Genomic DNA, 20,486 nt, shown 5'->3' with positions numbered 1-20,486 from the left:
ATGGGATTACAGGCAAAAAATAAGGTTGACCCGGCATTTAGCATGTCTTCAATGACAGATATTATCTTTCTGTTATTGATCTTCTTTATGCTTACATCATCCTTTATCACCCCATCAGGTTTACCGGTCAATTTACCCTCTAGCGAAACTTCAGACATCGTTATGCAGGAAGTTTCCGTTACTATTACTAAGGACTACAAATACTCGGTCAACGATAAGATTGTTCCGAGAGAAAATATAAAAAGTGAATTGACCAGCTTATTAAAGGATAAGAAAGGTCAAGTTGTTTTGCATATTGATAAGGAAGTTCCTGTAGAATATTTAGTCGAAATAGGAGGCATTGCAGCAGGTTTGGAAGCCAATGTTTCCATCGCTACAAAACCGTTTTAACATGGAATATTGGGACGCAGATAGAGAAGAAGCACAAAGCAAAAAGAGGGCAGGGATCATTACGTTTGTATTCAATGTCCTGCTTTTGGTTGCCCTGTACTTTATAGTGGTTTGGAAACAACCCGTACCTCCTTTGCCTTCCTTTGGTTTAGAATTAAATCTAGGTTTTTCACCAACAGGATCGGGGGAGAAAAATAGTCCAAACCCACCCTCAGAGGTGAAAACTCCTGTGACAGAAGCTGCTGCTCCAGGTGAAATCTCTGAAGCTGTAACAAAACCATCAACACCTGCACCAAGTCCAAAAACACAGGTAGCGAAACCTAAAGCGCAATCAAGCCCTTCCGAGGTTAAAGCTGTAACTACAAAACCTTCTCCATTGAAAGGACAGGAAAAAGCATCAGAACCTTCTAAAAAACCTGAGCCTACAAAATCTGAACCGACAAAAGCGGTAACAACGCCCGCGAAAGAAGAAGCTGAAGAAACCACACAAAAAGCTCCTGAGAAACCTAAGGTGGATCAAAGAGCTATTTTTGGAGCTGGTGGTACTGCCGGAAAAGGCAAGACACCTACCTCTGGTGGAGCCCAAGGAAAATCTGATGAAAAAGGCGATGAAGGGGATCCAAAAGGTACAGTGGATGGAAGAGCTTTGATGGGAACCGGAACTGGCAAAGGAGTGAATCCAGGAAATGGGGTAAGCTTAGATTTAGCAGGCTGGGAATTTGGCAATAGACCTAACATCAATGACCGAGTTTCAACTCGAAATGGTAGAATTGTTTTTAAAATCACAGTAGATGATGCGGGAAGAGTGGTGCAGGCTGTACCGTTGGAATATAATGTATCCAATGAAGTTTTAGCTTATTACCGTCAGGTAGTAAACCAAATCTCTTTCAAGAAGCAAGGAGCGGCTGTGGCTGATTTTTCTACCGGTAAAATCACCTTTATTATTAAAGTGGACTAATCCATGACTTATCAGGAGACGCTGGACTTCTTGTTCAATGCCTTACCCATGTTTCAAAGGCAAGGAGCTCCGGCTTTCAAAAAGGATCTAAGCAATACACTTGCTTTATGTGATCACCTGAGAAATCCAGAAAAAAAATTCAAATCAATACATGTAGCAGGCACCAATGGGAAGGGAAGTACTTCTCACTCTTTGGCGGCTATTCTGCAAAAGGCAGGCTACAAAACTGGGTTATATACCTCACCACATCTCAAATCTTTTACGGAAAGAATCAAAATTGATGGAATAGAAATTCCTGAAGATGAGGTCGTTCAGTTTGTAAAGGAAAACAAGACATTCATCGAAAATCTTAAACCAAGCTTTTTCGAGATGACGGTTGCCATGGCCTTTTGGCATTTTGCAAAAGAGTCTGTTGATGTGGCTGTGATTGAAGTTGGTATGGGAGGGAAGTTTGACAGTACAAATGTCATTCTTCCAGAAATATCAGTTATTACTAATATTGGGTTTGATCATGTGCAGTTTCTAGGCAACACACTTCCTGAAATTGCAGGTGAAAAAGCAGGAATTATCAAACAAAGGATTCCTGTGGTAATCTCACAAACTCAAGTAGAAACCAAACCGGTTTTTATACAGAAAGCGCAATCTGTTTCTGCTTCGATTAAGTTTGCAGATGAATCCTGGCAAATAAAGAAAGCTGGGGTTTCAGAAGGCCTAGTGACCTATGAGGTGATCCATAAGGAGGAAATTAGTCATTTGAACTTTGGCCTTTTGGGGAATTACCAGCGGTTTAATCTTCCTGGAATATTGGAAACAGTTCATCAACTGAAAAAAAGTGGATGGGAAATTTCTGAAATAGCCTTGAAAGAAGGATTGGAAAAAGTAGCTAGCTTAACAGGTCTGAAAGGGAGATGGCAGGTCTTAGAAACTCAACCCATGACCATCTGTGATACGGGTCATAATATTGCCGGTTTTACAGAAATTTTAGATCAATTGAAAGAGTATGAATATGATGCTCTTTGGATGGTTTTAGGTATGGTCCAAGACAAGGACGTTTCTGAAGTACTTTCAAAATTACCTAAAGAGGCTCATTTTGTTTTTTGTGAAGCTAAAATACCTAGAGCCTTACCTGCTTCAGAATTAGCTAAAAAGGCGCTTGATTATGAACTAAAAGGACAAATTGTGCCAGAGGTGAATGAAGCACTGACATTTGCTCGAAAAAATGCAGGTAAAAATGACTTGATTTTTATCGGAGGGAGTACTTTTGTGGTCGCGGAAATCGATGAGTTATAAATGAGCAGAAAAAAACTTGTTCGCTTCAAAGAGAATGAAGCCAACCCAAATGTAGTCCAAGAAGGAAAAGAAATTTTCGAAAAGATTAAAGGCAACTGGAATAAGCTGCAATTTCAAAATGACAATCCAATTGTTGTTGAATTAGCCTGTGGAAGAGGAGAATTTACTGTAGGACTTGCAAGAGTTTATCCTAACCAAAATTTTATTGGGGTTGATATCAAAGGCAGCAGGATCTGGAAGGGGAGCTCTACAGCTACTGCTGAAGGTATACAAAACGTTTCCTTTTTGAGGACTCAAATCGAACTTCTGGAGAGATTTTTTGAAAAAGGTGAAATATCTGAACTTTGGATTACATTTCCAGACCCATTTCCCCGAGACGGTGATGAAAAGCGCCGTTTGACGTCTCCACGCTTTTTGGAAATGTACAAGCCTATGTTAAAAGATGGCGGAACTGTTCATTTCAAGACAGATAATACAGGCTTGTTCGATTACTCTTTAGAGTTATTCCAAAGCAGAGAAGATGTGGACCTTCTAGGCCATACGCATGATTTCTATCAATCGGAATGGAAAGACGATCATTTTGGGATTCAAACCCGCTACGAGAAAATGTTTTCTGAAAAAGGCGAAAAGATTAAGTACCTCAAATTCAAATTTAAAGGATAAGCAGAAATCAGCTTAAATGGTGAAACCTCCGTCTGCCGTCATAATCGCACCTGTGCTGTAAGAAGAGGCCGGAGAGGCTAGGAAAAGAGCAAGGGAAGCAATTTCTTCGGAAGTCCCCACACGTTTAATTGCCAGCTGTTTGAGCATATAATCCATGATCTTATCATTGTCCCAAAGTGGCTCTGAAAATTTAGTCTTGATCAGTCCAGGGCAGATAGCATTCACTCTGATCTTAGAATCCCCCCATTCCTTTGCAAAAACCTTTGTCAAAGAGATCAACGCTGCTTTACTGATGCTGTAAACTCCCAATCCAGGTTCTGGAGAAATACCACCGATGGAACTGATATTGATTACAGAGCCAGAGGAAGATTTTCTCAAATGCGGAAAGCATAAATTGCATAAAGCAAAAGCTGCTTTGACATTGACATCCATAATTTTATCAAAAGCCTCTAAGCTCGTTTCATGAATGGGACCAAAAACTGGGTTTGTCCCTGCGTTATTTACCAAAATATCCAATTGACCGTAGATCTCCACGGTTTTTTTGACCAACTCAGATAACTCATCAACGTTTCCCACGTTACAAGCAATACCTGTTGCCTCATAACCTTTACTGTTTAGCCGATTAGCTTCTTTATCTAGAGCTTCTTGTTTTCGGCTACTCAATACAACTTTTGCACCAGCAGCTGCAAAAAATTCAGCTATAGAGAGGCCAATTCCTCTGCTTGCTCCGGTGATTAATGCGACTTTTCCATCTAACGAAAAAAGCGTTGATAAATCCATAGTTAATAGCGGTTTAATAGTTATCCTTAATTTATAAAAAAAAGAGAATTGAGAACTAATGCTCGGGTATATATCCTTAGTTTTAATGAAAAAATAATACTTTAAATTCCTACAAAACCAACTTACAACATGAAAGCAGTCATATTTGAAGAAACTGGTAACCCTTTGGAGGTTTTAAGTCTAAAAGATATAAAGGATCCAGTAGCACAAGAAAATGAAGTGTTAGTGAAAGTAACTGCAAGAAACATTAACCCTTCAGATATCATGTTCATCCAGGGTTTATATGGTATTCAACCTCAATTACCAAGTAGCGCTGGATTTGAAGCTTGTGGGGTTTTAGAGTCCTCTGGAAAGAAGCTGAAAGCAGGAACACGGGTTTTATTTTCTGCGCCAGGCACTTGGAAGGAAAAATTGGCTTTGCAGGAAGAGACACTTATTCCAATTCCAGACGAAATGCCTGATGAAGTTGCTTGTCAAGCGGTGGTGAACCCAATGACTGCCTATTTCATGTTGGAGAAATCAGATTTGAAGTCGGGAGAGTGGCTCTTGATAACTGCCGGAGCCTCTGCGTTTGGGAAATTTGCTATTCAAATGGCTAAGGAAAAAGGAATTAAAGTTGCGTGTACGGTGAGACATGATGCTCAAAAAGAATTGTTACAAAATTTGGGAGCCGATTTGGTAGTGAATACTGAAAAGGAAAAACTTCAAAAAGTAGTTCCCGAAAAAACCGATGGGGGAGTGCATGTAGTTTTTGATGCCGTAGGAGGAATCATGGGAGCAAAAGCATTAGCCTCTTTACGGAAAAATGGACTGATGATGGTATTTGGTAGTTTAAGCCTTGAGAACATACCTCTTAACAGTGGTTTGATGATTTTCAATTCGCTCAGAGTTGAAGGGTTTTGGTTGACAAAATTGATGACAGAGATCGACCCAAAAGATAGATTCCAGGCTTTTCAGACAGTGTTCAAATTTTTAATGGACAAAAGGTCTCAAGTAGATGTAGCTGAAAAATTCCCCTTAGAAAAGTTTCAAGAGGCTATTAAGGCCTATGAAAAAGGGGGAAGGAACGGAAAAATTCTACTTATTAGTTAATTTCTTTCGAATATGTTCTGCTTAAAAAAAGGGAATGCCCATCTTTGTGTTTTCAAAACAAAAAAATCAAGAAGGAATGAATTGGGATAAGCTGGATTTAGAGCTCACCGAGATTGTAGAAAAAAGAAATCAATTGGCAGAAATGGATTATAGCGATGCCAGTTATGATGATTTAGAAGAAGAACTTCATGATTTGGAGGATGATTTCAATGCGGATTATGAAGACACTTTAGAACCTGAATTGGAGAAAATTTATTCAGTATTAAAATCAGATACAGATATATTACTTCCAACAGCCTATTTGGCCAATAAATACAAGCCTCTGCAACCAGATGCAAGAGGTATTGTAAGCTATGAAGTAGTTGGAAGAGAAGGAGTGCCTATTGAATCAGATCAGTTTGATAGACAGGATGTAAGGCTAGTTTTAGTCCCTAATCCTGCAAGGTTTTTGATGATTATCAATGGTAATCCTTTGAAAATTTTATGGAGAAGTAGATAATCTAATATTCAGGTATATTGAATATAAAATATAAGCCCGGTTTTGACGCCGGGTTTTTTTTGCCTCAGAAATAATAAAAGACTCATTAAATTAGGGTATGAATTCAAGAAGAGTAGTAATAACAGGACTAGGTGCTTTATCTGGTTTAGGAAACGATGTTAATAGTAATTGGGAAAATGCGAAAAATGGAAAAAGTGCTGCAGCAGCTATTTCCTACTTTGATGCCAGTAAATTTAAAACTCACTTTGCTGCTGAGTTAAAAGGGTTTGAACCAAGTTCAAGGCTCGATCGAAATGACATCAAACGCTCTGATTTATACACTCAATACGCCTTATACACCGCTTCAGAAGCCATGGAAGACGCTGGTTTACAGGTTTCTGAATTGGACTCTCCTTTTGATGCTGGAGTAATCTGGGGATCAAGTCAAGGAGGAATGCTAACTTTTGAAAATGAGGTTAAAGGTTACTTGGAGAACGATTCAACTCCAAGATTCAACCCATTTTTTATTCCTAAGTTTTTGGGAAATATGGCATCAGGAATGATCTCTATCAAATTTGGAATGATGGGAGTGAACTTCTCACCAGTTTCTGCCTGTGCAACCTCCAATAGTGCCTTGATGGAAGCATTTAATTATATCCGATGGGGCAAAGCAAAAGTAATATTAACCGGTGGGTCCGATGCACCTATTACCGAGGCCTCTATTGGTGGTTTTGGAGCATTGAAAGCCCTATCCAATAGAAATGAGGACCCACAATCAGCTTCCAGGCCATTTGACATACAAAGAGATGGTTTTGTGATGGGAGAAGGAGCAGCTGCTTTGATCTTAGAAGAATATGAACATGCAAAGAAAAGAGGAGCTAAAATTTATGCGGAAGTAGTGGGAGCTGCAATGACATCCGATGCCTATCATATGACCGCAACGCATCCTGAAGGATTGGGAGCTTCAAAATGTATGGAATTGGCCCTTAAAGAAGCCGGTTTAACTATTCAGGATGTGGATTACCTTAATGCGCATGCTACTTCTACACCATTAGGAGATGTGAGTGAAACAAAAGCCATCTCAAAGCTTATCAATGGAGCAGACAATAAATTGCACATCTCTGCTACAAAATCAATGACAGGGCACTTATTAGGAGCTGCAGGTGCCATAGAGGCAATATTTAGTATCAAGGCCATCAATGAAGGAGTTATCCCTCCAACGATCAATACGGAAGAATTGGATCCTAATATTCCTTCAGATATAGAGATCGTATATAAGGAATCCTTGGAGAAAAAAGTAAAAGTGGCATTGAGTAATACCTTTGGATTTGGCGGACATAATGCAAGCGTCGTTTTCAAAGAGTTTATCTAAGTCAAACCACTATAAATCAATAAAATAAGCTGTCCTTAAAGTTTGTCATTTGTCTGCCTGAGCGGAGCCGAATGATTGATATTGTAAATCAAATTACATTTCAAGACTTTCGTCTCTCAAGTGCTCAATGTGACAATAAACATTTTTGGACAGCTTTATTTTTGTTTTATCTGAACCCAAGTTTGGTTCTTATTTTTTCTAGAATTGGTTCACCCACCGATTTCGCTTTTTCCTCACCAGCAGCTAGTTTTCTTTCTATCTCTTCAGGGTGTTCCATATAGTAATTAAAGAGCTCTCTTTCCTTACTATACTTATCAAGAATCAATTGCATAAACTCTTTTTTGGCATGACCATAGCCATAATTTCCACCGAGGTATTTTGCTCTTAACTGTTGAGTTTGCTCTTCTGTGGCAATCAAGCTATATAGCTTATAAACATTGCAAACGTCTGGATCCTTCGGTTCTTCCAAAGGAGTGCTATCAGTCACAATGCTATTGACATTCTTTTTTAATGCCTTTTCAGGAAGGAAAATATCGATGAAGTTATTATAAGACTTACTCATCTTTTGCCCATCCGTACCTGGGATAGTTTTTACCGATTCGGATATTCTAGCCTCTGGCATAGTTAATATTTCCTCCTCCGTTATTCTGTTGAAAGCTGAAGCAATATCCCGAGTCATTTCCAAATGTTGCATTTGATCTTTTCCAACAGGCACTAAATCCGCAGAATAGAGAAGGATATCCGCTGCCATCAATACAGGATAAGTGAACAGTCCTGCATTCACATCAGATAATCTTTCCGATTTGTCCTTAAAGCTATGTGCATTTGCCAGCATTGGGAAAGGCGTGAAGCAACTCAAATACCAAGTTAACTCAGCAACCTCTGGTCTTCTGGATTGTCTATAGAAAACCGTTTTATCAATATCTAACCCGAATGCAAGCCAAGCAGCAGCAACTGCCAGCGTGTTTTGCTTCCTTGTTTCACCGTCTTTGGAACTGGTTAAGGAATGCAAGTCAGCAATAAAAATAAAGGATTCTTCTTTGTCGTTTTGGTTGATCAACTCAATAGCGGGTACAATTGCCCCTAGGATATTTCCTAAATGAGGTCTACCGCTACTTTGTATGCCTGTCAGTACTCTTGCCATTTGTTTAATTTTGCTGCAAATTAAGTAAAACAGCATATAATACGGTTGAAAATATGCGTTAATTGCGGTATGAGTAGAATACGAATTTTCCTGTTGCCCCTTTCCATTTTGTTGCTTTCATTCCAAGCCGTTCAGGCTCAGGATACTGTAGTGCCAAAATTGATTTGGGCAGTGAATAAAGTGGATCTGGGGACGGTATTTGAAGAGCAAGGAAAGCAATTGGCTGAATTTGAATTTACTCATACGCAGGATTCACTTTTTTTTGTCGAGGATGTGTGGACTGATTGTGGTTGTACCACAGCAGAATTCACTAAAGATACTCTTGAGGTAGGCGAAAAGGGGATATTAAAAGTATCCTTTGATCCTACTTCTGCATCAGGGTATTTTAACAGAATGGTGATCGTCAAAGGTAACCTTCAAAATACTCAGGATACCTTGTTTGTTGAAGGAATCGCGATACCCTATCCTCAAGATCCAGAGAAAGCTTTCCCGGTTAGAAAAGAGTATGTAGGGTTCCGCCTGAACAAGCTAAATATGGGAGAGGTTCTTACCAATGAACCCAAAGTGAAAATGCTTGAATTTTACAATTTTGGCGAGGAGACACTATACAAAGATAGCTTAAAGTATAATACTCCTGAGTTCATTCAAATATCTCAGGTTCAAGAAATTGTAAGGTCTCAGGAAAGAGGGTTACTTCAGGTGTCATATGATGGGAAACTAAAGGGAGATCTCGGGTTTTTTGAGGACTATTTAGCTGTTTCTTGGGATTCTATATCGGTTATTCCAATGCCGGTATTGGCAGATGTTTTTGAATATTTTCCTCCCATCTCAAAGGATGAACTTCACCTAGTTCCCCAATTATCTTTGGGCACCCAAGAAATTGACCTGAAAAAAATTTCTGCTAATTCAGTGCAGACTGAATCCGTGACTATTACCAATAAAGGTCAGGAGAAATTAGAAATCAGAAAGATTCAAGGCAACTGTGATTGTTTAACCATAGAAATTCCTAAAGTGGAGCTTTTGCCAGGGGAGTCAGTGGATTTAAAAATCACCTTTGACCCCAAAGGTAGAAAAGGAATAGACCAGAGAAATATTTACTTATTTTCAAATGACCCGGTGAATCCCGTTCAATTGTTCCTATTAAAGAGTAGGGTTGAATAGAAATTTGATAAATTTGGGTTAGAGGGTCAACTCAGGCTTTCTACCGTTTTATCATTGATGAAGAAGTTTTTTTATTGCCTATCTCTTATTTGTGTAGCATTATCTTTAGTTTCTGGTATCGCTACTTCTACAGATGAATTTCGCGTCCTACCTTATCTTCAGTTATATGGTGAAGGAAGGGTTCAAATAAGCTATTTTTCTCATTCTCAGATCAATTCGAATTTCGAACTTTTTGATGATCAAGGAACTAAGGTTTGGAGTCAAGAAATCCAGGCAAATGAGGTACCTGAGATTTACTACACGTCAAACGAACAGAATGAGAGCATTTCAGGGATTGCCCAAGGTTCTTGGCTATATGGTCAGGCAGCTTATAAGCATGAAGCTATCCTACCCGAATTACAAAGTGGTAAAACTTATAAGTACACCGTAAGCTTAGGAGGAAGTACATTTTCTTCAAATTTCAGATCAAAACCAAGTCAAAGTGATTGGGAAAAAATAAGGTTCATTGCTCTCGCAGATAGCGAGACGGAACCGAAAGGAAGAGTAACAAGAAGAGCATGGTTTCCAGCTGATTTGAGTTTTCGGCCATCTACCTCAGCTAGTTTATGGAAAGATAAATTTGGAGTTACCACTGAGCAGGGCATTGGAATATTAAACTATATGCTCACGGAGAAGCAGGGCTATCAAGAGAATTTAAAGGTTATCAATCAACGGGAGCCGGATTTTATTGTGATGCCAGGGGATCTGGTGCAAGGTAGTGGTTATCAACCGGGTTGGGATGAGTTTTTTAGACAAAATGCCGGGGAATTTGGTCAAGGCCTGACAAGATATCCAATCATTCCAGCATTGGGGAATTGGGAGAATTTCGGTGCATTGAACGGTGGCTATGGGTTCAATGAAAAAGGTAAATTCTTACCAATTGTTGGCCGAGAGCGGTATTATGCCTATTTCGAAACTCCCAAAGTCGATGATTTACAAAAGCATAGGCAAAGTTACTATCGTGTGGACTATGGACCGATTACCATCTTAACCATTGACTCAAGTAATGGTACTCCTGACCAAAGTCGATCCAACTTTTCAGAAGAACAAAAAATTAAAAATCAAGAGTTTACAACACTTGGAACAGACACACAGGAAAATTACACTCAATCGGAATATAATGCTCAAGGAGGAACTGATTTAAGCAGCTTTGGTCCTGGATCAGATCAATACGCTTGGCTGGAAAAGAATTTGATTTCAGCAAAAGAGTCTGGTCAATTGATCTTTGCCCAATTTCATCACATTCCCTTTAGTTCAGGTGAACATGGAGTACCCATTAACCATGAACTTGCCACTGGTCAGGGAGGGGTTCCCATGCAGGTTTTACACCCTTTATTCGAGGAATATGGAGTCATAGCGGTATTTGCAGGTCATGATGAGTTATTTGAAAGGAGTTTTGTAGATAAAGACAATGATGGAAAAGGAGTGATGTATTATGATGTTGGGGTAGCTGGCGATGGAATGCGTGGAGAGAAAAGAAACTGGTTAAGAAATCCTTTGCAATTGTTGAAATATAACCCTTATAGCCTATGGTCAGCAGATCAAAGTGAAAAAGAACAATGGAATACTTCTGGCGCGAATCCTATCCTTTCTGACGGGGGGAAGCATTATGGCCATTTAGAAGTCAATCTTCAGAGAGTTACTGAAGGCGAACAGGAACTAGCAGTAATTGATTTTACTCCGGTTTATATTTTTCCAGTGCTGGATCAGAATTACAACCTGCAGAAAGTTGAAAGAAGAGAATACAATGATAAAGTCCAGCTAAAAATCCCTTTACGTGTGATTGAGGAAGAACCTCAATTGAAAGAGGAATTGAGTATTTCTTTAGGAGAAGATGGTGCTTTTTCTACTCAAATCGCTGATTACTTTAAATCCGGATACTCTGAGGATTACGATTATGAATTTTCGAGGCCTCTGATATACACTTGTGAAGACTTGGGTTTAAATGAAGTACAAGTCAAAATTAAAAAGATGGAATAGTGAAGTGGGATGGGGTAGTGAGAGTGACTGTTATTGATGACCTACCACCCAAGTTGGAGGTTAAGAGTTTTGGGACCATTATTGATATAGTGTCGAATAAGACTTTTGAGTTAAAGCCAGAATATTTCATTTCAAGCTTAAGTGATAACTGTGGGGAGGATTTAGATATAAAAATGGTTCCCGACTTAATTGGATGTGGTGATATCAATTCTATTGTTCCAATAGAAGTTCATATCCGTGTCGAAGATAAATCCGGGAATGTAACCGAGGCAACCTCCTTGCTTACCGTGGATGCCACTGAAAGTAAGAAAGTATCGCTTGATGGCCCCTCAACGGGTGTTATAGGGGAAGAGGTGAAACTTGAACTTGGTTCAGAATTCCCTTACACAGTGCTTGGATGGTATAAAGGAGATGATCTCATTTCATCATCGGATAGTAAAATATTGACTGTAACCTCTTCAGGAAAATATGTGGCAGAACTGTTACCTGTTAATGGCTGCCCGGTATTCTCCCAACCCAAAGAAATTGTTTTCTCTGAAGATCCAGGTCCTGATGGTAAGCCTTATCCACCTGTTAAAGAAAAACTGGAGTTGGCTCTTAACGAGGATGGGCTAGCTGAAATAGCAGTAAATGATATTTTTCAGGAGACCTTACCAGAGGATTCTGGCTTAACAATTTCATTCGATAAAAACCTGTTCAATTGTGAAGATATAGGTGAGAATACAATAGTGGTTTTGATCAGGGACAGCCAAGGAAATGAGTGGGAGGAGACGATAGTTGTAAAAGTAGAGGATAACCTTCCACCAATTCTGGAGACCAAAAATATTGAAGTAGAAATGGATGTCGTTATCGGTAGAATTGAATTGAAACCAGATATGTTTATTTCCTCTATATCAGATAATTGTGGTGTAAAAAATCTAACAATAGATAAGCCTGTTTTAGAGTGTGAATCCTTAGGAAAAGAAATAACCGTAGAATTGAGAGCGGAGGATTTTTCCGGAAATGTGACTGAAAAAACCGCGATAGTTTCCGTAAAAAGCACAGTATCTCAACCAGTTACTATTGAAGGTCCAGAGTCTATATGTATAGGTGAAAAGAGTGAGATAGAATTAACAAGTGAGGCGGGTTTTGAAGTTGTTCGATGGAGAAGAAATGGAAATGAGATAGCTGGTCAAACAGGAAAGACTCTAGAAATCGAAGAAGGTGGAGTTTACCATGCGGTGATTCGCTATGAGGGAGGTTGTTTATTTGAGACTGCAAAACTCGAGGTGGCTTCGAATGAATTGCCAGAGGGTGAAATAGGGGTAGAAGGTAATGAGTTAACCGCACCTGAGGGTGATCAGTATCAGTGGTTCTATAATGGGGAGGAGATGGAACAAACAACCCAAAGCATTGAGGTCCATAAAATGGGTGAATACAAGGTAGAAGTAACAAATGAAGGTGGTTGCTCCCAACTTTTTGGTCCAGTGGAAATGACTATTTCAGGAATTTTAGGTTCAAAAACCATAAGTAAAGAATTAAAGATTTATCCCAATCCAGTTTCTTCTGAAGTCATTTTGGAAGTGGTAGGAGATGAAGAGTTTGAAAATGGCTCCTGGAAAATTTATGATAGCAATGGTAAAGATGTTAGCGCTGTCATTCGATTAAACAGTGAAAGTCCAACAAGAATAGGGTTAGATGCCTCTGGAATAGCTGCAGGAACGTATTTAGTCCTTATAAAAGGCAAAGATCAAGAAGTGTTTTTGGGAAGGATTGTTAAGATAAAGTAATTCTATTTGAGGTTTTCGTAGGGAGGAAAAAGTAAATTATTCTGGTTTTGAAAAAATAATGAATTAAAAAAGAAATAGGGCTTTGGTAACTTTTCTCCAAAGCCCTATTTCTTTTAAAGACTACTTAAAAGCTGGAATCCCAGTTATCTCCTGACCCAAAATCAGCAAGTGAATATCATGTGTTCCTTCATAAGTAATCACGGATTCTAAGTTCATCATATGGCGCATAATCGGGTATTCTCCCGTAATTCCCATTCCTCCATGAATCTGTCTGGCTTCTCGGGCAATGTTTAGGGCCATTTCCACATTGTTCCGCTTTGCCATGGAAATATGAACCGTCTTGGCTTTGCCCTCATTCATCATCTTGCCTACTTTCCAGGCCAAAAGCTGGGCTTTGGTGATCTCAGTAAGCATTTCTGATAACTTCTTTTGAACCAGCTGGAAACTAGCAATAGGCTTATCAAATTGAATTCTTTCCGCAGCATACTTTCTTGCAGACTCATAACAGTCCATCGCAGCGCCAATCGCTCCCCAGGCAATGCCAAATCTCGCAGAATCCAAACACATCAATGGAGCACCCAATCCGGATTTATTAGGCAATAAGTTCTCTTTGGGTACCTTAACGTTATCAAACACCAGTTCACCTGTGCATGAGGCTCTTAGTGACCATTTATTGTGAGTAGTAGGCGTGGTGAAGCCTTCCATTCCTCGTTCCACGATTAATCCATGGATTCTTCCTTCCTCATTTTTTGCCCATACTACAGCGATATCAGCCTCAGGGGAATTTGAAATCCACATTTTGGCTCCATTTAAAAGATAATAGTCTCCCATGTCTTTGAAATTGGTTACCATGCCACTGGGATTGGATCCATGATCCGGTTCCGTTAAACCAAAACAACCTAGCATATCTCCCGATGCCAGTTTAGGTAAATACTTTTTCCGCTGTTCTTCTGAGCCGAATTTATAAATAGGGTACATGACCAAGGAACCTTGAACAGAGGCGGTAGATCTCATCCCAGAATCTCCTCTTTCAATTTCCTGCATGATCAATCCATAGGAAATGTAATCCAAGCCACCGCAGCCATATTCTTCGGGTAGCTGAGGGCCGAAAGCACCGACTTCCCCAAATTTCTTGACAATTTCAGTGGGAAAATGAGCTTTTTGAGACCAATTCTCGATGTAAGGAGAAATTTCTTTTTTGACGAAATCCCGCATGGAATTACGGATCAAAAGGTGCTCTTCTGTCAATAAATCATCAATTTGTAGGAAGTCCACTCCCTCAAATAAGTCTTGTTTTTGGGTTTTTTGAATAGCCATTGACGCTTGAGTATTTTGGTTTATTAGTACGAATCAGTGATTTTTACATCATCATTAAATTCCAACTGTTCCGAAGTAAATAGATTGCTTTCTAAAAGTCTATCTTTTTTTAACAAAAATACCCATGAATCAAGATCAATTTGATCCACAAATCCTTGAAAAAATAGAACAACTCCAAAGCAAATTCAAAGCTTCTGGACAAGATATGCTTTCCTATCTAGAAGGATTACTCTATGCGGACTATTTAACCTACTGGGAATACATTAATTTGGATGTGCTGCTTTCCTTGCAGCAACCGAAGACTTCTTTTCATGATGAGAAGATTTTTATCATCTACCACCAGATCACCGAGCTCTATTTCAAATTAATAATTTCTGAAATGGAGCAAATCTCCATTCAAGAACCTATTTCGGAGAGTTTTTTCCTAACTAGGCTAGAAAGAATCAATATGTATTTTGATCATTTGATTTCTTCTTTTGCCATGATGTGGAAAGGAATGGAAAGGGAGCAATTTCTAAAATTCAGGATGTCGCTTCTTCCTTCCAGCGGTTTTCAGTCTGCCCAGTATAGAGAAATTGAGCTGATGGCAGCAGATGCTTTTAATCTAGTTGCACTGAAAAATCGGGATGAACATGATTATCATTCTCCAGCAGATGATTTATTTGAGCATCTATATTGGCAGCAAGGAGCTATAGAACTTGCCACAGGAGAGAAAACTTTGACACTCAAAAACTTCGAAGCAAAGTATGGTAAGAGGCTTAAAGAAATAATTGAATTATATAGACGTAAAAATCTGTGGCATAAATACATAGATTGTTCTGATAAATCGGATGAATTGACAGAGGCAATGAAGAAGTTTGACTTAAAAGCAAATGTTTTTTGGCCTTTGGCACACTATAAATCTGCTGTGAGATATCTTCAAAAAGATCCGGTGGACATTGCTGCAACGGGTGGAACCAACTGGCAAAAATACCTTCCTCCACGTTTTCAAAAAGTGATTTTTTACCCAGAACTTTGGACTGAAAAGGAAAAAGAAGAGTGGGGTAAAGGATGGGTTGTCAAGGAGATATTTGGCGAAGACAACACGGATTAAGTAAACTATTCTTCATTATTGATGAAAATTGGGACTTAAAAGTTGAGAAAGGCTTGAAATAGATGGTTTTAAAGGGAAGGGGTTTAGCTTTTTCTTAAATTGGAAATAGACAGTGCCAAGTACTGTGTTTTATAAAAAAATAGACCCATGAATATTCTCAAAAACATCACTTTATCTGAAGAAAGACCAGGAGTTCTTCAAGTCTACAAAACAGATAAACTCAATTTATTTGCAATTGCCTTAGTAAAAGAGCAGGTACTTAAGAAGCATCATACCAATGTACCTACCATGCTGACCATGTTAAAAGGAAGAATAGAATTCGAAATCCAAGGTAAGGTGCTAGAGTTCGGGGAATTCGATATTTATGAAATTCCTGTCACTGTGGAGCACGAGGTTAGGGGACTCGAAAAAGAAAATGTCTTTACATTAACTCAAGAAAGATAAAAGTCAATTGAAAGATTGATGCTGCCTATTGCTCCATACTTTCTTTGGATGGATAGTGCTTTTTTACAAAAGCAGCAGCATTGTTAAAGCAAAAATCTTCTACGCATTTTCTTACATCATCTATTGAAGTGAGGTGTGATAAATAGCTTAATTCTAGGTTTTTACGAGATTCTTCAATTTCAAAAATCAGGTTTCCAGCAAATACCTCAAATTCCAAAACTGTAGGATAGGGGCTTACCGGGTCTATGAGTCCTTCCAAGTCTGTACCAATGGTAATGCATTGCCAAACTTGTAGTTTTTCCTCTTCAGTAAAATCTTCATTAGAATAGGCACTTTTTACAATTCCTTCAATATTCTCCCAAAGCAATTGAATGCCATTTCTTTTACTGTCTTTATCCTTATCAGTGATTCCTAAGATCCTTTGGTCAAACGAGAGCCCAAATAGCCCCTTAGTTTTTACAATCATCCTAATATCTTCATCACAGAGATTGATATTCCATGCATTGAATTTCCCTAAGGGCTGATTTTTGATTAACTGTTTTCTTTCTGTTTCACTAAGGTGGCTTTCATCTCCGCAAAGCTCAGTGTACTCATCCCTTTCACTGTCCTGTAAGGAAATATGCTCTTCTAGGGTTTTTCTGCCGGAATAGCCGCAGTGAGAGCCTATCACAGGGATCACATCCTCCTTTTCCATACAGGGAATCACAAACTCCTCATAATATTCCTTTCTGGATTTGGCACTCATGTGTTTTACATCGATCAAAATTCTATAACCGTATTTGGAATCTCTTTCCAGTTTTTTATTCAAACCAAGAAATTCTCGCAAGATCCTTCTTCCATTGTCATTAAAACCGGCATTCAGGTTAGCTGACTGATCTAATAAAGCCTTACCCTGATCAGGGATTGAGTGGGCATGACCACACAGTTTATTGTCAAAATGATGTGCAAAGGTGATAAAGAAGACGGGAATTGGCCATTCGTTTTTGATATATTGAACTCTTCTTGAAACTTCAGCGATGCTGGCTCTGTCTGTGCCCAAGGCATGTGAACCCTCTATTGTGAGTACCATTGTGATTTCAGAATCATCCTCAACGGAGGCTCTTAGATCTTTGGGAGTTTTTGGGATATGGTAGCAGGCATTTGTAGCAAGCATCTCCCTGGGAAAGTTGTTTCTACGCTTCTTTTCGGATTCAAAAATCCTCCTAGCCAATCCAGGAGTAAAAACCTCATTCCTTTTGATCCTTTTTCCTGAGTCTTTGGTGACAAATCTCATCTCTCGATTTAAAGAATCCCAGTAATCATAGGCAGTCGATTGGAAGTAATCCACGGCATCATCAGGAATCCTCATATACATGGTTTGGATAAAATCCCTGAATGGAAGTTTATGAGAAGTAGCAAAAGCAATCAAAAACCGAGTCCATTTATCGTCTCCAACTTTCGGCTTAAATCCTTTCACAAAGGGTTTTTCAAGTGGATAGAGGGAATTGAATGTCAGTCGAAGATTGCCATTCCAAGCTTTTACGAGATCTGTTTGACTGTAAGAGGCCCCCATTTTTCCTTTGAGATAACCTTTTCTATTGGATGCAATCACAGTCCAAGGACTGAATTCGCCTTTTCTCTCAAATCGTTTGCGCTGCTCCTGCATCCAAAAATGCGCGCGCATATGGTTGTGGCAATGTAAATCTGAAAATCTCATAGCCACAGTTAAAAGTTGAAGGTTGAGTTTCTTCCCCAGAATACGGCTGTAATATCACTAACTACAGAGTCTGAATTGGTGTAATACCAATGATGGATGACATCATGAAGTAAGCCTTTGTCATCCTCAATATCTGTAACATCGCATTGATAAATATCATCTGGTAGACTTAGGGTGTTTTTTGCACCCCATCTTCCGAGTCTATTAAAGGCGTTTTTTGTAACCTCAGAAACTCCTAAAGCCTGATCTTTATTATGAAAATAAACATGAATCCGTTCTCCAAGGTCAATTAATCTATACATTGGCTTGGGTCTCTCCAGTGCATCGTAGTCAATATCCGAACCCACTAATATGATTTCTCCAAAGAGACAGTGAAGCTCCATTCCAATGTCTGCAAGACCTGCGATCATGTTTTCCAACACTCTATTCCCCATACTATGGCACAATAGATGGATTTTTTGCTCGCAAAGGGGCTTTTTGTCTTTGACTAGTTTTTCTCTGAAGTACTCCCTTAAGCTTGCCATGGACCTTGCCAAAGCAAATCCAGATTGCGCTGCATCATAGGCATCAGATCTATATTTCAGCATGTGTTTTTTTGCTGGCCAGGTAAATAAGACAATGTGGCAAATGGGGGAGTCTTCGGGCTCTACATATTTTTTGTGGAGCTCGGCTAGGGTTTGCATAGCGGTTTCTAAATCAGATTTAAAACCATGAACAAAAACCAAAATATCTTCTCTTGATTTTGCCTTTGCACCAGCTTTGTATAATTCGTCAAAAATCTGTCCTGAAGGAAACTTGGCTTTACTTACTGTTGCCCCATCGGTGTATTTAATCAAGGTAGATTCCTCTACCTCTGGGATGATTTGTATTTTAAAGTCTTTGAGTTTCTTCGCTTTTTTAGGGTCAAAGCTGACGGTTCCATAACGTAAATTATGCCTTGCTTCCTCATCTCCATCCATTCTCATAAACTCTTTCTCATTGACAGAAATGTAGCTACTGCTTTTTCTGGAAGTTACTTCTCGATTCGTAATAATGTAATGCGTGACCATTGATTGTAGGTTTAAAAACTAGCAATTGAAAAATTAAAGACCCAGATCAGCTGAAAGATGTATGAGTCAATTCAAAGGGAATTTTATGCTTTAATTTCCTGAATAATTATCTGAAAACCAAAGGGTAAAAGATGTAGTCTTGAAATAATAAAATTTCAGGATTAGAAAAGTTTAATTTAATGGACGCCTTTTGTATATTTTGAAAAATTAATAATCACAATATTATCAGTAAGTTTTCCTTTTAACTACAAAATAATAAACCCTAAAAATGAAAATTCAATACAGTCCAGATTTTTCTACCATGAGTAAAAAAGCAGCGGACTTAGTTCATTTAGAAATAGCCAAAAAACCCGATTTATTGTTCTGTGCTGCCAGTGGGGGATCTCCATCTGGTCTTTATGAGTTGATGGCACAAAAGCATCTGAGTAACCCAGAATTCTTTGATAGACTGAATGTTATAAAACTAGACGAATGGGTGGGATTGCCAGAAGGCTCTGAGTTCACTTCCGAATATGATATCCAGAATAAACTCCTTCAGAAAATTAACCTTCCCGCTGATCGGTGTATTTCCTTCAACTCACTTGCTAAAAACCCAAAAATGGAATGTGATAGAGTAGAGGCTGAATTAATCGAAAAAGGGCCCATTGATATTTGTATTCTCGGAATAGGACAAAATGGGCATATCGCATTAAATGAACCTGCAGATAAGTTAAATGTCAGTTGCCATGTCGCTTCACTTTCAGAAAAGACGTTGGCTAGCGGGATGATTCAATCTGTGGGGATTCCTTTGTCAAAAGGAATGACAATGGGAATTGGGAATATCTTAGCCTCAAAAATGATTATTCTTTTTATCACAGGGAAAGGAAAGAAGGAGGCTTTTAATTCTTTGCTTAAAAAAGAAATTGACCCACTGTTACCGGCTTCCATGTTATGGCTACACCCGAATGTTCGGGTGCTGGTAGATGAATCTTCGATTGAATAAAAAAAGGCTGTCTCAAAAGCCTACCATTTGGTAGCATGAGTGGAGTGGAAAGCTTGATATCCAATCAAAAGACATTTCGACTTCTTACTTTCCGCAGGCAGGTGCTCAAGGTGACAATCTGCATTCTGAGACAGCCCTATTATTTATAGTTCTATAGCAAACTCCTCTTTAGGGTTTCTTACTTTCTTCATGGGTAAAAGCCAGTCATTTTCCTCATCTCTATATCCTATTGGAAGCATTAAGACTGACTTAAGACCTTTTGAACGTAAGTCAAGTAGTTCATCAAGCTTCTCACTATTAAAGCCTTCCATTGGAGTGGCATCAATTTTTAGTTCTGCCGCTTGAGCTATTGACAAGCCAAATCCTATGTATGCTTGTTTAGCTGTATGAGTAAAATTTTCTTCAGGTGTTTGTTTCAAGTAAACTGCTTTTAACCTGTTGGTATAATCCACAAATTTATCCGCAGGCAATCCTCTTTCTTGAGTTGTCAATTTAAAAATAGAGTCAATTCTTTCTTCCGTGTACTCATCCCAGGAAGCGAACACCAATACATGTGAGGCATCAGCTACTATTTGTTGACCTAAGGCAATTTCTACCATTTGGTCTTTCAATTCCTGATTGGAGATGACGAAAACTCTAAACTGTTGCATTCCTGATGAAGTTGGGGCCAATCTTGCAGCCTCCACAATTTTGTCTACATCCTCTTGAGATACTTTTTTGCTAGGATCGTATTTTTTAGTGGCATATCTCCACTCTAAGTCTTTTAATAAAGCCATGATAATTTATATA

At 38.9% G+C, this 20,486-nt stretch carries 19 protein-coding genes; 13 read left to right on the top strand and 6 right to left on the bottom strand.

The genetic code is table 11. The annotated features are described in order from the left end of the window. From ALPR1_RS12255 to trmB, 4 genes are read left to right on the top strand one after another with little or no spacing between them, the layout of a single operon-like run. Positions 1 to 390 carry an ExbD/TolR family protein gene (locus tag ALPR1_RS12255; RefSeq protein WP_008201092.1) on the top strand — a complete coding sequence of 130 codons (390 nt, stop codon included), beginning with the start codon at positions 1 to 3 and terminating at the stop codon, positions 388 to 390. Between the two features lies 1 nt (position 391). Then, complete coding sequence (locus ALPR1_RS12250; RefSeq protein ID WP_008201090.1) at positions 392 to 1,348, top strand: hypothetical protein; 957 nt, start codon at positions 392 to 394, stop codon at positions 1,346 to 1,348. A 3-nt stretch (positions 1,349 to 1,351) separates the two neighbouring features. Beyond that, on the top strand, positions 1,352 to 2,638 hold the full coding sequence (locus tag ALPR1_RS12245; protein ID WP_008201088.1) for a bifunctional folylpolyglutamate synthase/dihydrofolate synthase: 1,287 nt from the start codon (positions 1,352 to 1,354) through the stop codon (positions 2,636 to 2,638). Next, positions 2,639 to 3,301 carry a tRNA (guanosine(46)-N7)-methyltransferase TrmB gene (gene trmB, locus ALPR1_RS12240; RefSeq protein ID WP_008201086.1) on the top strand — a complete coding sequence of 221 codons (663 nt, stop codon included), beginning with the start codon at positions 2,639 to 2,641 and terminating at the stop codon, positions 3,299 to 3,301. Between the two features lie 12 nt (positions 3,302 to 3,313). On the opposite strand, the gene ALPR1_RS12235 is transcribed toward trmB, so the two are convergent. Then, entirely contained in the window at positions 3,314 to 4,081 is a 768-nt protein-coding gene (locus ALPR1_RS12235; protein ID WP_008201085.1) for an SDR family NAD(P)-dependent oxidoreductase, read from the bottom strand. A 129-nt stretch (positions 4,082 to 4,210) separates the two neighbouring features. Between ALPR1_RS12235 and ALPR1_RS12230 the strand changes: the two genes are divergently transcribed. The 3 genes from ALPR1_RS12230 (at position 4,211) to fabF (ending at position 7,023) form a co-directional block, all read left to right on the top strand. Beyond that, positions 4,211 to 5,173, top strand: a complete 963-nt coding sequence (locus tag ALPR1_RS12230) for a zinc-dependent alcohol dehydrogenase family protein (protein ID WP_008201084.1) — start codon at positions 4,211 to 4,213, stop codon at positions 5,171 to 5,173. 76 nt (positions 5,174 to 5,249) lie between these two features. After that, on the top strand, positions 5,250 to 5,672 hold the full coding sequence (locus ALPR1_RS12225; RefSeq protein WP_040303598.1) for a hypothetical protein: 423 nt from the start codon (positions 5,250 to 5,252) through the stop codon (positions 5,670 to 5,672). A gap of 97 nt (positions 5,673 to 5,769) precedes the next feature. Next, complete coding sequence (gene fabF / locus ALPR1_RS12220) at positions 5,770 to 7,023, top strand: beta-ketoacyl-ACP synthase II (protein WP_008201082.1); 1,254 nt, start codon at positions 5,770 to 5,772, stop codon at positions 7,021 to 7,023. Positions 7,024 to 7,189: 166 nt separating this feature from the next. On the opposite strand, the gene trpS is transcribed toward fabF, so the two are convergent. Further along, complete coding sequence (gene trpS / locus ALPR1_RS12215) at positions 7,190 to 8,167, bottom strand: tryptophan--tRNA ligase (RefSeq protein WP_008201081.1); 978 nt, start codon at positions 8,165 to 8,167, stop codon at positions 7,190 to 7,192. 69 nt (positions 8,168 to 8,236) lie between these two features. On the opposite strand from trpS, the gene ALPR1_RS12210 reads away from it, so the two are divergent. Genes ALPR1_RS12210 through ALPR1_RS12200 form a run of 3 tightly spaced genes read left to right on the top strand, consistent with a single transcriptional unit; the run spans position 8,237 to position 13,116 of the window. After that, positions 8,237 to 9,328 (top strand): DUF1573 domain-containing protein, encoded by a 1,092-nt coding sequence (locus ALPR1_RS12210; protein ID WP_008201080.1) that lies wholly within the window; start codon positions 8,237 to 8,239, stop codon positions 9,326 to 9,328. 57 nt (positions 9,329 to 9,385) lie between these two features. After that, entirely contained in the window at positions 9,386 to 11,347 is a 1,962-nt protein-coding gene (locus ALPR1_RS12205; RefSeq protein ID WP_008201079.1) for a metallophosphoesterase family protein, read from the top strand. Continuing rightward, on the top strand, positions 11,347 to 13,116 hold the full coding sequence (locus tag ALPR1_RS12200) for a T9SS type A sorting domain-containing protein (protein WP_008201078.1): 1,770 nt from the start codon (positions 11,347 to 11,349) through the stop codon (positions 13,114 to 13,116). The genes ALPR1_RS12205 and ALPR1_RS12200 overlap by 1 nt, the downstream gene beginning before the upstream one ends. Before the next feature lie 120 nt (positions 13,117 to 13,236). On the opposite strand, the gene ALPR1_RS12195 is transcribed toward ALPR1_RS12200, so the two are convergent. Further along, on the bottom strand, positions 13,237 to 14,433 hold the full coding sequence (locus tag ALPR1_RS12195; protein ID WP_008201077.1) for an acyl-CoA dehydrogenase family protein: 1,197 nt from the start codon (positions 14,431 to 14,433) through the stop codon (positions 13,237 to 13,239). 124 nt (positions 14,434 to 14,557) lie between these two features. Between ALPR1_RS12195 and ALPR1_RS12190 the strand changes: the two genes are divergently transcribed. Next, positions 14,558 to 15,526, top strand: coding sequence for a tryptophan 2,3-dioxygenase family protein (locus tag ALPR1_RS12190; RefSeq protein WP_008201076.1), 969 nt, complete (start codon positions 14,558 to 14,560; stop codon positions 15,524 to 15,526). A 147-nt stretch (positions 15,527 to 15,673) separates the two neighbouring features. Beyond that, on the top strand, positions 15,674 to 15,970 hold the full coding sequence (locus ALPR1_RS12185; protein WP_008201075.1) for a hypothetical protein: 297 nt from the start codon (positions 15,674 to 15,676) through the stop codon (positions 15,968 to 15,970). 25 nt (positions 15,971 to 15,995) lie between these two features. Here ALPR1_RS12185 and ALPR1_RS12180 read toward each other — a convergent pair whose 3' ends face one another. Together ALPR1_RS12180 and ALPR1_RS12175 are read right to left on the bottom strand one after the other, a co-directional pair. After that, positions 15,996 to 17,633, bottom strand: a complete 1,638-nt coding sequence (locus ALPR1_RS12180; RefSeq protein ID WP_153231811.1) for an amidohydrolase family protein — start codon at positions 17,631 to 17,633, stop codon at positions 15,996 to 15,998. Positions 17,634 to 17,674: 41 nt separating this feature from the next. Next, on the bottom strand, positions 17,675 to 18,715 hold the full coding sequence (locus tag ALPR1_RS12175) for an alpha/beta hydrolase (protein ID WP_008201071.1): 1,041 nt from the start codon (positions 18,713 to 18,715) through the stop codon (positions 17,675 to 17,677). A gap of 268 nt (positions 18,716 to 18,983) precedes the next feature. On the opposite strand from ALPR1_RS12175, the gene ALPR1_RS12170 reads away from it, so the two are divergent. Beyond that, positions 18,984 to 19,697: a 6-phosphogluconolactonase gene (locus ALPR1_RS12170; RefSeq protein ID WP_008201070.1), complete on the top strand. Its 714-nt coding sequence runs from the start codon at positions 18,984 to 18,986 to the stop codon at positions 19,695 to 19,697. A gap of 143 nt (positions 19,698 to 19,840) precedes the next feature. Here ALPR1_RS12170 and ALPR1_RS12165 read toward each other — a convergent pair whose 3' ends face one another. Then, on the bottom strand, positions 19,841 to 20,473 hold the full coding sequence (locus ALPR1_RS12165; protein WP_008201069.1) for an NAD(P)H-dependent oxidoreductase: 633 nt from the start codon (positions 20,471 to 20,473) through the stop codon (positions 19,841 to 19,843). Positions 20,474 to 20,486 lie beyond the last annotated feature (13 nt).

The sequence above is a fragment of the Algoriphagus machipongonensis genome (assembly GCF_000166275.1).
Taxonomy (GTDB): domain Bacteria; phylum Bacteroidota; class Bacteroidia; order Cytophagales; family Cyclobacteriaceae; genus Algoriphagus; species Algoriphagus machipongonensis.
The sequence above is the reverse complement of the archived record's forward strand: the minus strand, read 5'-3'. Positions and strand labels throughout refer to the sequence as shown.